At 60.5% G+C, this 13,085-nt stretch carries 13 protein-coding genes and 1 pseudogene; 12 read left to right on the forward strand and 2 right to left on the reverse strand.

Translation table 11 applies throughout. The annotated features are described in order from the left end of the window. Positions 1-744: 744 nt before the first annotated feature. The 4 genes and pseudogenes from ACS5Q1_RS41555 to ACS5Q1_RS41570 form a co-directional block, all read left to right on the forward strand. Positions 745-978, forward strand: a pseudogene (locus tag ACS5Q1_RS41555) (cupin domain-containing protein); the annotation flags it as partial. 376 nt (positions 979-1,354) lie between these two features. Continuing rightward, a complete protein-coding gene (locus tag ACS5Q1_RS41560; RefSeq protein ID WP_473103718.1) occupies positions 1,355-2,329 on the forward strand; it encodes a Bug family tripartite tricarboxylate transporter substrate binding protein in 975 nt (324 codons plus the stop codon). Between the two features lie 118 nt (positions 2,330-2,447). Next, the gene (locus ACS5Q1_RS41565; RefSeq protein WP_473103719.1) at positions 2,448-3,476 is read left to right on the forward strand and encodes an amidohydrolase family protein; all 1,029 of its coding nucleotides are present in this window, start codon (positions 2,448-2,450) and stop codon (positions 3,474-3,476) included. Positions 3,477-3,478: 2 nt separating this feature from the next. Next, a complete protein-coding gene (locus ACS5Q1_RS41570) occupies positions 3,479-5,077 on the forward strand; it encodes an FAD-dependent monooxygenase (RefSeq protein ID WP_473103720.1) in 1,599 nt (532 codons plus the stop codon). Here the strand turns inward: ACS5Q1_RS41570 and ACS5Q1_RS41575 are convergent. Further along, complete coding sequence (locus ACS5Q1_RS41575) at positions 5,061-5,510, reverse strand: c-type cytochrome (protein ID WP_473103721.1); 450 nt, start codon at positions 5,508-5,510, stop codon at positions 5,061-5,063. The genes ACS5Q1_RS41570 and ACS5Q1_RS41575 overlap by 17 nt on opposite strands. Positions 5,511-5,919: 409 nt before the next feature. On the opposite strand from ACS5Q1_RS41575, the gene ACS5Q1_RS41580 reads away from it, so the two are divergent. The 8 genes from ACS5Q1_RS41580 to soxA are packed head-to-tail and all read left to right on the forward strand — an operon-like array spanning position 5,920 to position 12,204. Continuing rightward, entirely contained in the window at positions 5,920-6,378 is a 459-nt protein-coding gene (locus tag ACS5Q1_RS41580) for a (2Fe-2S)-binding protein (RefSeq protein ID WP_473103722.1), read from the forward strand. Between the two features lie 19 nt (positions 6,379-6,397). Then, the gene (locus tag ACS5Q1_RS41585) at positions 6,398-8,572 is read left to right on the forward strand and encodes a xanthine dehydrogenase family protein molybdopterin-binding subunit (protein WP_473103723.1); all 2,175 of its coding nucleotides are present in this window, start codon (positions 6,398-6,400) and stop codon (positions 8,570-8,572) included. Positions 8,573-8,585: 13 nt separating this feature from the next. Beyond that, complete coding sequence (locus ACS5Q1_RS41590) at positions 8,586-8,897, forward strand: c-type cytochrome (RefSeq protein WP_473103730.1); 312 nt, start codon at positions 8,586-8,588, stop codon at positions 8,895-8,897. 9 nt (positions 8,898-8,906) lie between these two features. Further along, complete coding sequence (locus ACS5Q1_RS41595; protein WP_473103724.1) at positions 8,907-10,175, forward strand: FAD-dependent oxidoreductase; 1,269 nt, start codon at positions 8,907-8,909, stop codon at positions 10,173-10,175. Beyond that, positions 10,168-10,629, forward strand: coding sequence for a sulfur oxidation c-type cytochrome SoxX (gene soxX, locus ACS5Q1_RS41600; protein WP_473103725.1), 462 nt, complete (start codon positions 10,168-10,170; stop codon positions 10,627-10,629). Before ACS5Q1_RS41595 ends, soxX begins: the two co-directional genes overlap by 8 nt. Continuing rightward, on the forward strand, positions 10,626-11,093 hold the full coding sequence (locus ACS5Q1_RS41605; protein ID WP_473103726.1) for a SoxY-related AACIE arm protein: 468 nt from the start codon (positions 10,626-10,628) through the stop codon (positions 11,091-11,093). Before soxX ends, ACS5Q1_RS41605 begins: the two co-directional genes overlap by 4 nt. Positions 11,094-11,095: 2 nt before the next feature. Beyond that, on the forward strand, positions 11,096-11,416 hold the full coding sequence (gene soxZ, locus ACS5Q1_RS41610) for a thiosulfate oxidation carrier complex protein SoxZ (protein WP_473103727.1): 321 nt from the start codon (positions 11,096-11,098) through the stop codon (positions 11,414-11,416). Next, the gene (gene soxA / locus ACS5Q1_RS41615) at positions 11,413-12,204 is read left to right on the forward strand and encodes a sulfur oxidation c-type cytochrome SoxA (protein WP_473103728.1); all 792 of its coding nucleotides are present in this window, start codon (positions 11,413-11,415) and stop codon (positions 12,202-12,204) included. The genes soxZ and soxA overlap by 4 nt, the downstream gene beginning before the upstream one ends. A gap of 17 nt (positions 12,205-12,221) precedes the next feature. Here the strand turns inward: soxA and ACS5Q1_RS41620 are convergent, their stop codons facing one another. Continuing rightward, complete coding sequence (locus tag ACS5Q1_RS41620) at positions 12,222-12,734, reverse strand: TY-Chap domain-containing protein (RefSeq protein ID WP_473103729.1); 513 nt, start codon at positions 12,732-12,734, stop codon at positions 12,222-12,224. Positions 12,735-13,085 lie beyond the last annotated feature (351 nt).

Genomic DNA, 13,085 nt, shown 5'->3' on the forward strand with positions numbered 1-13,085 from the left:
TGCCGATGTCGATGCCAAGGGTGGCAACTTGCTGAAGCGGAGCTTTGGGCATGGCTCAAGTCCTCGTGCTGGGCGCCCCAGATGAAGGGTGCGCCGGTAAGCACGGCCGGTCCATCCCATTAGCCGACTCTAGCTGTTTCGATTACAGCGAACGCGGTCGGAGTATCGAGGCCGCGCAGGCCAAATCATTCGGGTGGTGAGATCGTGGTCGATCCACCGTGCTCCTGAAGAGACCTGGAGCCGGCGGCTTGCTCCAGCTTCTCCTGGATCTTCGGGCCTGGAGGGCGTACTCTAGGGCTGTACTGTCGTGGCTGCACGGCGGTTGAGCATGCATTGGGCAAATGGGTTCCGGCTGGAGCCACACGTTCGCGCCACGGCTCCTCCGGCGCAGGAGGGTTGTGAGATGAAACACAAGCTCTTCGCAGCAGCATTGATCCCGGGATTGCTGATCCTTTCCGCGCCAGCCCCGGCACAGTAGGGCTTCTTCGTGAAGCCTCTGGCCGAGAAGAGGGTGACAGAATTGTCGCCCGGCGAGCAGTTCTGGCACATCAACACTTTCGACACGAAAGAGCAGGCGCAGGCGGCGGCCGGCTCCCTCGGCTTGGTGGCCGAGTACGACGGTAAGGTCTGGCTCTTCACCCTTGGTCGCGCGGGTGAGGGCGCCAGGGGCGGCACAAAGGTCACCGAGATTGGACCACTCCCTCGGATCATGGCACAGGAGTATCTGCCGGGCCGAAGGCCAGCGCCACGGCGGCGCACACGCACCCTGGTTCGGAGGCGTTCTACGTGCTCAAGGGAGAACTGTCTCAGAAGACCCCGCACGGCGTGGCCCGCCTCACGGCCGGCCAGAGCATGGTCGGTCACGGTATAGACACGCCGATGGTGGTGGCGAATAGCGGCTCCGAGGACCTGCGCGAGTTCGCTCTGTTCGTCGTCGATGCCAACGAGCCGTTCTCGTCGCCGGCACAATTGCCATGATCCGACCCTTAGAGCGGGCCAACTTTGGTACGCCACAGGTAATGGGTATCAGGCGCTAATGGACTAAGCCCAAGCGCGCGAGGCTCATTTTCTAGGAGCTGGGCGTGCTGGCGCGCGTTGTCCGGGGCCTATACCGATCGACGCGGTCCTGAGAACAGCGGCTCGCCCTTATGTGTAACCCAATTCTTCAACCACTGCCCTATAGCCTCGTGCGCCCGGACAGGAAGGGGGCCCTATCCGAGTCAGGATGCGTTTCCAGTGGTCTGATCCCTTGTCCACAGGCTCAAGAACTCCATTCTTCTTGGCAAGAGGACGCCGGAAAAATCGGTCACTGCGCGCCAACGCAGCCTCGCAAGAACTATTCGGAGGAAACATTATGGTGGGACTCTCGCGCCGGAGTCTGCTCGCCGCCTTGGCGATGTCGGCTGCCGCCCCTGGCCTAACTCAGGCTCAGGGCTTGTCTGATCGGAATATCTTCATCATCGTCCCCTTCACTCCGGGCAGCGGTCCCGATGTGCTGGCGCGCATCGTCGGCGAGGAGCTGCGTAAACGCTGGAACCAGCCCGTCATCATCGACAACAAGCCTGGTGCCAGCGGCAACATCGGTGCGGCCGCTGCGGCTCGCACGGAGCCTGACGGCCATACGATCCTGCTCAGCGTCAACACGTTCCTGATGAATGCCGCGCTCTCCAAGAGCCTGCCCTACGATCCCGTGAAGAGCTTTGCGCCGATCGTCGAACTCGCCACGGGTTCTCTTGTTCTGGCCGTCCATCCCTCGATCCCGGTGAAGAGCACACGAGAGCTGATCGACTATGCCAAGGGCAAGCCCGGCCAGGTCACCTACGCGTCGCCCGGGCGCGGGACGCCGCAGCATCTTGCGATGGAGCTGTTCAAACTCACGGCCGGGGTGGATCTTCGGCACGTCCCCTACACGGGCTCCGCCGGCGCCGTGAAGGATCTGGTGGGCGGGCATGTAGGCGCGATGTTCGTCCCGGTGCACACCGTGCTGCCGATGGCGGCCGAGAACCAAGTTCGCCTGCTGGCGCTCGGCAGCGAGAAGCGCTCTACGCTCGCGCCAGACGTGCCGACCCTGGCGGAAGAAGGGGTCAGCGGGTTCGAGGTTGATCTCTGGTATGCCTTGAGCGCTCCTGCGGGCACGCCGAAGGACATCATCGACCGCTACAACAAGGTCGTGAACGAGATCCTGGCCTCGCCCGATGTGCGCGACCAGTTCGCCAAGCAGGGGCTCGTGCCGGTCGGCGGCTCGCCCCACCAATTGGCTGCACTCATCGAGAAGGATCTGCCCCGCTGGGCGAAAGTGGTCAAGGACGCCGGCATCACACAGGAATAGGCGCCCGAACCGCTTCCGTCTGCAAGGCGATCAAGCAGACCCTGAATGCGAGCGGTGTTCTGGTTCACGGCCAGGACGCCAAGCTCCCTTCTGCAAGACATTTTACGAGGAGATTTCGATGAAGCGGATCGATGCGTTCACGCACTTCTTTCCGAAAGGCTACTACGATCTGATGGGAGAAGTGGCGGGTCACATGGGAGACATGGTTCGCCGTGCCCGTGCCATCCCGGCGATCCATGATCTCGACGAGCGCTTCCGCGTGATGGACAAGTTCACCGATTATGCGCAGGTCCTGTCGCTGCCGGCTCCGCCGCTGGAGATCATCTCGGGCGGCAATCCGGATATGGCGCTCGAACTCGCCAAGCGCTGCAATGACGGGCTTGCGGAACTATGCGCCAAATATCCTGACCGCTTTCCCGCCTTCGTTGCCCAGACTCCTCTTGCGACTCCGGACGCCGGCGTCGCGGAAACCCAGCGCGCAATCCGGGATCTCGGGGCGATCGGCACTCAGATCTACAGCAATGTGGCCGGCAAGCCGCTCGACCGGCCGGAATTCGAAGCTTTCTTCGCGGCCATGAACGAACTCCGCAAGCCCATATGGCTGCATCCATCCCGAGGCGCCAACCATCCGGACTATCTCGATGAGAAGAAGTCGCTCTATGAGATCTGGTGGACCTTCGGCTGGCCCTACGAGACCAGTGTTGCTATGGCGCGGCTCGTCTTCTCGCAAACCCTCGACAAGTACCCGAACCTCAAGATTATTGCGCATCACCTCGGCGCCATGGTTCCCTATTTCGAAGGGCGCGTCGGACCAGGGTGGGATCAACTCGGCAAGCGCACCTCCGACGAGGACTACTTCTCCCTCCTGAAGAGCCTGAAGAAGCGTCCGCTGGACTATTTCAAACAGGATTTCTACGCCGACACGGCCGTGTTCGGCTCGAAGGCCGCGACCCTATGCGGACTCGAGTTCTACGGCGTCGACAATGTCGTGTTTGCCTCCGACTGCCCCTTCGATCCCGAGCAGGGACCCGGCTATATCCGTGAAACGCTCCAGATTCTGGAGGGCCTGAATCTGTCCCAGGAGGATAAGGAAAAGATCTACTTCAGGAACCTGGAAAAGCTCACCGGACATCGCTTCTCAAGCTGACCATGAGTGACGCAAAACAGGAAGACGCGCAGGTCATTATCGTCGGAGGCGGCCCTGTCGGCATGGGGCTTGCGATCGAGCTCGGACAACGCGGCATTCGCTGCGTTGTCGTCGAGCGCTACACGTCTCCGCAACCCATCCCAAAAGGGCAGAACCTCACCCAGCGGACGATGGAGCATTTCCATTTCTGGGGTGCGGAGCAGGCGCTGCGTGCAGCGCGAACAATTCCGCGCGAGTTTGGTATTGGAGGATTGACGGCGTATGGAACCCTGCTGGGGGGCTATACCTACGACTGGCTTCAGCGGGAGCTCGTAAGACCGTTCTATTTTACGGACAACGAGCGGCTGCCGCAATACGCAACGGAGACCGTGCTTCGGCAGCGCGCCGCCGAGATCCCGCACGTGAGCACGTTCTATGGGTGGAACGCCGAGGAGGTCAACCAGGACGATGACGGCGTGCATGTGGTCATCGCGAGGCGTGGGCAGGATGAACGCCAAGTTCTGCGGGCCCGGTACGTCGTGGGCTGTGACGGCAGCCGGTCCTTGGTGAGGGAGCAGAGCGGCATCACCCAGACACGCTCGGACCACGACCGCCTCATGGTGCTTCTGGTGTTCCGCTCGAACGGCCTGCATCAGCTCCTGGAGCGCTATCCCGGCAAGTCATATTACAATGTGCTGGATCCGGAACTGGAGGGATACTGGAAATTTTTCGGCCGTGTGAATCTCGGAACAACGTGGTTCTTCCATGCGCCGGTCCCCCTCGGGACAACCAAGGAGAATTTCGACTTCAGGCAATATCTTCATGCCGCAGTCGGAGCGGAGTTCGACGTCGAATTCGACCACATCGGGTTCTGGGAATTGCGGATCGCCACGGCAGATACCTACCGGAAAGGTCGCGTCTTCATCGCCGGTGATGCGGCACACAGCCATCCGCCCTACGGTGGCTATGGCATCAATACCGGTCTCGAGGACGCGGTAAATCTTGGATGGAAGCTTGCCGCCACATTGCAAGGCTGGGCTGGGCCCGGTCTCCTGGATACTTATGACGAAGAACGAAGGCCGGTCTTTGAGTCGACGGCACAAGATTTCATCGAGCGGGCCATCGCGACTGACAGACAATTCCTGGACACGTTCCATCCAGATCGCGACCGGAGCACGTTTGAGCGTGAATGGCGGGCTCGGAGTTCCGGCGCAAAAGCCGAGATCAATGCCTTTGAGCCCAACTACCGCGGCTCCTCAATTGTGTGGGGAGACCCCGGAAGCAGCTGCACCGCTCTCGGCTCACATAGTTTCATAGCACGGGCGGGACATCATCTTGCGCCCATGCTTCTCTCGTCAGGCTGCAACGTCTTTGAGGAGCTTGGTGAGGGCTTTTCTCTCCTGGGCTTGGACGTCCATGAAAGTGCCCTGAGCACCTTTCAAATAGCCGCCGAGCGACTGCGGGTGCCTCTCAAGATCATCAGAGATTCCTGCGATGACGGCCGCGAGCGATACCAAGCGAAGTGGATCCTCATCCGCCCCGACCAGTTCGTCGCGTGGGCTTCCAGCGAAAGCGACGTTGACGGAGCAGTTGTCCTGAGGCGGACTATTGGTGCAGGATAGCGGCAAACAAGGACGAGTGACTTGCAACCGTAATGCCGCCCTTGGCAGACGCGGCCTTCTGACCGGAGGCATCGAACTGCCTGAGATAAGCAGCCAGATCCTTAATCCGTTGCTCATCCTTCAGGCCGGCATACACCATCTTGGTGCCAGGGATCTTCGCCTTGGGATCCTTGATGTATTCGGAAAATGTGGCCTCGTCCCAAGTGAGGCCTGAGTTCTTGTTGGCGGGGGAATAGTTGTAGCCCTCCACGGTTCCGGCCTTCCGGCCGAAGAGGCCATTGAGCACCGGACCAACGGCGTTCTTGGCCGTGGGGCCAACCTGATGGCATGCCCGGCATTGTGCAAACACCTTCTCGCCGGCCGCCACATCCTGAGCCTGAACCATCGTCGGAGTGAGTGCCAAGGTGATGAATGTGAGAAGAGCAATGCGCATAGGAGAGCCTATCAGTGGTCACGGTTGCCAAGGCACAACCGGAGAATGACGTAGCGGTTCCATAAACTCTGCCCCACCGTTCTGCTGAGAGCAGAGAACCTGAAGAGAACAATCGGTCCGAAACAGTCGCGACCTGTTTGCTATTACCTGGATTGATGCATTGCACAATCCATGTGTGCGATACGTAAAATCCCTCAATTCAGTACAGATTTTCCTAATCGGTCCATTCAAGTTATTTTACCTTATCAATCAGTCGGCGAAACCAATCATAGCTGGAGGTGAGATACAGGACCGTCGAGTTCCTATTCCATTCAGTCACGAATGATTGACTGGCATTCGAACCGTTCTAAGTTTCATAGTTCAGTTGCGCGTGAAGATGCACCCATAATCAAAAATCGGGAGGAACGAGATGGTCAGCCTGACGATCAATGGAACTGTTCACCAAGTCGATGCTGAACCAGACACGCCTCTCTTGTGGGTCATACGCGAGCAGGTCGGACTGACTGGCACAAAATATGGCTGCGGCGTTGCCCAATGTGGCGCCTGCACCGTTCATGTGGATGGCGTTGCTACACGTTCCTGCAGTCTCCCGATATCGGCGGTTACGTCTGAGCAGAAGATCGTGACGATCGAGGGTTTGTCTCCGGACACATCGCATCCATTGCAGAAGGCGTGGCTCGAACTCGATGTTCCGCAATGCGGCTATTGTCAGACAGGTCAGATCATGGCCGCTGCAGCACTCCTTCAGGCCAACCCCAGCCCTTCCGACGAGGATATTGTGGCCGAGATGACGAATATCTGTCGATGCGGAACCTACAACCGCATTAAGGCGGCCATCAAGCTCGCTGCCTCAGAGAACCGTGGCTGATCGAGATCAGGAGGAACCTATGACTGCAGCACTCGATGTATCTCGCCGCTCATTCCTCGTCGGTTCCGCTGCTGCAGCTGGAGGACTGATGCTGGGCTTCAACATTCCCTTTACCGGGGAGGCGCTTGCGCAAAGCAATCCTGAGATCAATGCGTGGGTGATGGTGAGGCCGGATGAAACGGTGGTGGTTCGGATCGGTCGCGTCGAGATGGGGCAGGGCACTTTGACAGGCCTTGCCCAGCTCGTTGCTGAAGAGCTTGAATGCGACTGGGCAAAGGTCACGACCGAGTATCCGACCCCGGGTCAGAACGTTGCCCGTAGCCGCGTCTGGGGCAATTTCCAGACGGCCGGAAGCCGGGGTGTGCGCGATTCGCATGATTACATGCGCAAGGGAGGCGCCGCCGCCCGGCAGATGCTGATCCAGGCTGCCGCCAATGAGTGGGGAGTGCCGGCCGGCGAGTGCACAGTCGCAAAAGGCGTAATTACTCATTCTCCATCAGGCCGCACGACAAGCTATGGCAAGGTCGCCGAGGCAGCCTCGAAGCTCGAGGCTCCGAAGGACGTTCAGCTCAAGGATCCCAAGGACTGGACGATTGCCGGAAAACCCGTCAAGCGGCTCGACACGGCCGAAAAGCTGAACGGCTCCCAGATCTACAGCATCGACGTGAAGCGTCCGGGGATGCTCAATGCTGCCATCAAGGCCTGCCCGGTGTTCGGCGGGAAGCTCAAGAGCTTCGATGCCGCACAGGTCCAAGGCATGTCCGGTGTCAAGAAAGTCGTTGCCGTTGGTGACAACGCGGTCGCAATCGTTGCCGACACATGGTGGCGGGCCAAGACAGCGCTCGATGCCTTACCCATCGAATGGGATGAGGGGCCGAATGCCGCTCTCTCCAGTGAGGGCATCGATAAGATGCTCAAGGAAGGGCTGACGGCGGAGCAGGCCTTTGTCGGCAACCAGGCAGGTGATGTCAAAGCAGCCTTCGCGGGTGCGGCCAAGAAGGTGGAAGCCGAGTACGGTTTCCCATACCAGCACCATGCCACTATGGAGCCGATGAACGCCACGGCTCTGTGGACTAATGAGAAATGCGAGGTCTGGACGGCAACGCAGAATGCCGAGGCTGCTCTCGCCACGGCCGTTGCGGCCTCGGGCCTGCCGATCGACAAATGCGATGTCTATCGCCAGAACCTCGGTGGTGGTTTCGGCCGGCGCGCCACAAGCCACGACTATGTCCGTCAGGCGGTCCTGATCGCCAAGGAGATGCCTGGCACGCCCGTGAAGCTGATCTGGTCCCGTGAGGAGGATATGCTGCACGGGCACTATCACCCCGTCACTCAGGCCAAGATGGTCGGAGCTCTCGATGCGGACGGGAACCTGACCGGACTGCACATGCGCATCTCGGGGCAGTCCATCCTGGCGGGTGTCAATCCCCAGGGGCTCCAGAACGGGCGGGATCCAGCCACTTTCCAGGGCCTGAATCCGAGCGGGACGGAAGGCGTGCTCGGCTACACGATCCCGAACTTGCTCATCGATCACGCCATGCGAAACCCGCCGATCCCGCCAGGCTTCTGGCGTGGCGTGAACAACAATCAGAATGCTCTGTACCTCGAATGCTTCATGGACGAACTGGCGCATGCCGCCGGCAAGGATCCGCTCGAGTTCCGGCGCAAGCTGCTCGTCAATCATCCCAAGCACCTTGCCGTGCTCAATGCGGTGGCCGAAAAGGCAGGCTGGGGCACGCCGGCGCCACAAGGGGTCTACCGCGGTCTGGCCCAGCATATGGGCTATGGCAGCTACGTTGCGGCCTGTGCGGAGGTTTCGGTCGACGATAGCGGCAAACTGAAGATCCATCGCATCGTGGCGGCGACAGATTGCGGCCACGCGGTCAATCCGCAACAGATCGAGGCGCAAATCGAGGGCTCGTTCGTCTATGGGCTGACTGCCTTGCTGTATGGCGAGATCACATTGAAGGACGGCAAGGTGGAGCAGGAGAACTTCGACTCCTACCAGATGATGCGCATGGACGAGATGCCCGCAGTCGATTCCATCGTAATGCCGTCGGGAGACTTCTGGGGCGGCGTCGGCGAGCCGACGATCTTCGTGGCGGCACCGGCTGTGCTGAATGCCATCTTCGCTGCGACTGGAAAGCGAATTCGCTCTGGCCCGTTGACGAAAGTCGACCTGCGCAGGGCTTAAGGCCGTGAGCAGGATGCGCCTGACATCGGCTCTCAAGCTGGGAAGCATGATGTCGATGGCGGTCGCCATGATGGTTGAAGCGGCGCCGGCCGTGGCTCAAAGCATCACGCCTCCCGGCGCCACAGCCTGCTCCGGCTGTCATGGTTCCGGCGTCTCCGGTGCGGCCGTTCCTCCGCTTCACGGCCGCCCCTCGGAGGAGATCGTGACTGCCATGCAGGACTTCCGGACGGGCCAGCGTCCGGCAACGGTCATGGATCGCATCGCCAAAGGCTTCACGGACGAGGAAACCCGCGCCATTGCACTCTGGCTCAGTCGGCAACCTTAAGAGGTGGGTATGTCTCAAGCCCTGACCCGAAGGACGCTTCTGAAAACGGCAGCCGTGGGAGTCGCCGCCGCTGCATTCCCTCGCTGGTCGACTGGCCAGGCTTTGCCAAAGGTGGTCGTTGTCGGAGGCGGCTTCGGAGGGGCCACGTGCGCCCGGGAGCTGAAGCGGAAGGGACTGGCCGTAACCCTCATCGAGGCGAGCGCTGTCTACACCGCCTGCCCATTCAGCAATGCAGTGCTTGCCAGCCTGCGCCCGATCGAGGCGCAACAGTTCATGCTCGATGCTATCGAGAAGGAAGGAATTGGGATCGTCCGACAAATGGCAACCCGCGTCGATCCACAAATCCGGCGCATCATTCTCGAGGACGGCTCCTCGCTGGATTATAATCGTCTCGTCCTCTCTCCAGGCGTCGACATCCGGTTCGATGCCTTGCCCGGCTATGACGAGGCGGCGGCCGCGGCCATGCCGCATGCCTGGAAGGCTGGAGAGCAGACGACTCTCCTGCGCCGTCAGCTTGAAGCCATGGATGATGGTGGCACGTTCGTCATGGCGGCTCCCGCCAATCCGTTTCGCTGCCCGCCGGGACCTTACGAGCGAGCAAGCCTGATCGCGCATTACCTCAAGACGCATAAGCCACGATCCAAGCTCCTCATCCTGGATGCGAAGGACAGCTTCTCCAAACAGCGTCTGTTCCAGGCTGCGTGGCAGGATCTCTATCCCGGCATGATCGAGTGGGTGTCCCTGTCGTCCGGCGGTAAGGTCATCGAGGTCGACCCGAAGACCAGGACGCTGGTTACCGATTTCGGACGGCATACAGGCGACGTCGTCAACGTCATCCCGCCGCAGCGTGCCGGCCAGATTGCGCAGGCGGCTGGCGTTGCGGATCGGACCGGATGGTGCCCCATCGATCCCGTGACATTCGAGTCCCGCCTGCAACCGAATATTCACGTGATCGGTGATGCGTCGATTGCGGGCGGCATGCCGAAGTCGGCTTTCTCCGCCAACGCCCAGGCAAAAGTCTGTGCTGCGGCAATTGCAAGCCTCCTCCGAAGCGAGGCTCCGGCTGAGCCAAAGCTCATTAACACCTGCTACAGCCTCGTGGCACCCGAATACGGAATTTCCGTCGCCGGTGTGTACAGTCCACGCAATGGGGTGCTGACCGATGTGGAGGGTGCTGGCGGCACCAGCCCTGTGAACGCACAGCCTGCCTTCAGGGCTCAGGAAGCTATCTATGCCGAAGCTTGGTTCCAGACCATCACCAGTGAAGTCTATGGCTAATGATCTCTCGGCGATGGCAGCGGCTTTGGCTCTTCCCGCCATCATTCCCAGCCAAGGCATGGCGCAGGACCTACGCCCTTATGAGATTGTTGGTGACGCTATCCCGCAGCCGCTGACCGGGATCAGGGGAGATCCTGTCCGCGGTCGTGCCATCGTGGTGGATCGTCAGAGAGGCCTTTGCCTGCTGTGCCATACCGGCCCCTTTCCGGAGCAGCGCTTTCAGGGCAACCTCGCTCCCGACCTGACAGGGGTCGGAACCCGCTGGTCGGAAGGCCAACTGAGACTCAAGATCGTCGACAGCAGACGGCTGAATCCTTCGACAATCATGCCGCCCTACTACGACATGGATGGTCTCGTCCGCGTTGGGCGGAACTGGCAGGATAAGCCCGTGTTGAGCGCAGAGCAGGTCGAGGACGTGGTGGCGTTCCTCACAACGCTAACGGAGACGCCATGAGCCGGAAGCCAGGACCCGTTGAGACGTCAAGGCGTGAAATTCTTGCAGCTGGCGCGGGCGCTCTGGCGTTGATCATCGCACGCCCCGCTCGGGCGACGCCTGAGAGCATGGCTGCTGCCATCAAAACCTTCGTCGGCGAGGCGGAGGTGCGTGAGGGAAGGGTGACCCTCGAGATCCCCCCGCTCGTGGAAAACGGCAACTCCGTACCCCTGACCGTAAAGGTCGACAGCCCGATGACCGCACAGGACTACGTGAAGAGGATCGCCATCTTCAACGAACGTAATCCCCAGCCGAACGTGGCTCTTTTCTATCTAAACCCACGGGCCGGGCGGGCCAATGTGTCCACCCGCATCCGCTTGGGAGACTCCCAGAACATCGTTTCGATTGCTCAGCTGAGTGATGGCACATTCTGGTCCGACAAGGCCGAACTCATCGTCACCTTGCCGGCCTGCGTGGAGAGCTGAACATGGCACGCGCGCTCATCAATGTTCCCGCCAAGGCCAAGCGGGGTGACATCATCGAGATCAAGGCACTCATCTCGCATCCGATGGAGACGGGATACCGAACCGGGCCCGACGGGGCGCTTGTGCCGCGCGACATCATCAATCGTTTCATCTGCACGTATAACGGCGAAGAGATCTTCAGCGCGGATCTGTTCCCGGCCATCGCCGCCAACCCGTTTTTCTCCTTCACCACCACAGCAACGGAGAGCGGACGGATCGCGTTCCGATGGATCGATGATCGGGGGCAGGCCCATCTCGAGACAGCAGAGATCGCGGTCGAATGAGGGGTGTGCTGAAGGGCTTTGCGCTGACCGCCGAGTTCGGGGGCGCACTGGGCCTATGCATCTCTCTTGCCATTGCTCAATCGCCGCCCGAGCGCAAGTCCGGATTCGAGTTCATGAGCCCGGAATCGCAGGCGACCCAGCAGGATGACTTCTCGAACCCAGGCATGCTGTGGGTCACCGAGGGCGAGGCCCTCTGGAACGCGAAGGCTGGTATGCCCGGGCGCTCCTGCGCCGAGTGCCACGGGGACGCGGCCGTGAGCATGAAGGGCGTTGCCGCGCGCTATCCTGTCTATTTCGCCGAGAGCGGACGGCCGATTGATCTCCAGAGCCGCATCAATGTCTGTCGGAAGACCAAACAGAACGCGGCACCTTTTCCACTCGAAAGCCGGGAGCTTCTCGCGCTCTCGGCTTTCATAGGAAAGCAGTCACGCGGCATGCCGATCACGACAGGTGAAGACAAGCGCCTTGAACCGTTCCGCGCCCGGGGGCAGGAGCTTTATGAGCAGCAACAGGGCCAGCTAAACTTCTCCTGCGCCAATTGTCATGACGACAACTGGGGGAGAAGACTTGCCAGCAGCGTGATCCCCCAGTCCCATCCAACAGGCTACCCTATCTATCGTCTGGAATGGCAAGGCATGGGATCCCTTCAGCGGCGGCTGAGAAACTGCATGATAGGCGTGCGGGCGGAGCCGTACCCCTACGGCTCGCAGGAATATGTCGAACTCGAACTGTTCCTGATGACCCGTGCCAGGGGCATGCCTCTGGAAACACCAGCCGTTCGGCCCTGACGGAACTTGGGCGGGGGCTAGCCGCTCGTGGGCTTGTCCGCCAGCTTGGGTCCCACGGTCAGGGAGATCGCCTCCCCCTGCTTGAGCCCATAGGCTCCAAGAGCCTGGCTGAGCTCCTGGGCCGCGGCGCCGGCCCTGACCTGATCGCTGAGGATCTTCTTCTTCCAGTTGTCGGATTCGTTCTCCGGGGGCGTCCAGCCGAGGCGCTTGAGCGCTTCGAGGGTGTCCTCCTTCATGAGAGGATAATTGAACTTGCTGACGGCCTCGGCGAGCAGCCCATCGTCGGTTCGGATGACGCTGACGAAGTACTTCTCCTTCTCGCTATAGACCTTTGCCGTCATATCCGGCTGCGAGGAGACGAAAGTCACTAGATCGGACAGGCACTTCTCGCTGAAGCGCCTCAGTTGCTGGGTCATCGTTCCTGAGCACGACGTATCTTGAGCCTGCTGAGCAACCGCTGCTCCCAAAACCGCGGTAGAGACGAGCAGCATGAAGGTTGCGACCTGAAGAGTCTTCTGCCAGCAAATCATCGGGCTCCTCCCCATGCAGGCGATACCAACCAACAAAGCCCAGGATCGTCGGTTCCCCAAGATTAACTCATAAGACGGCAAGTGGCACTGGGCGGACCTTAGCCAAATTCCTATTTCGACTTCGCACCTTCGTCACTAAGGACCGCAATATAATCGGATTAGCGGTACTCTGCCGTGATGATTGAGCACATCAGTTGCCGCCGAAATTATAGCTAGGTGAATGGCCGCTAATGGGATGGTCCGGCCGTGCTCCTGCCCCGCTTGCTTGTAAGCTGTGGGGCTTTGAGCCACGCAAGGAGCACGTCTCATGTCACGGTCTTCTTTCTCTGCTGCGATCGCCACCCTGGGCAT

This window comes from Microvirga sp. GN3 (assembly GCF_055792825.1).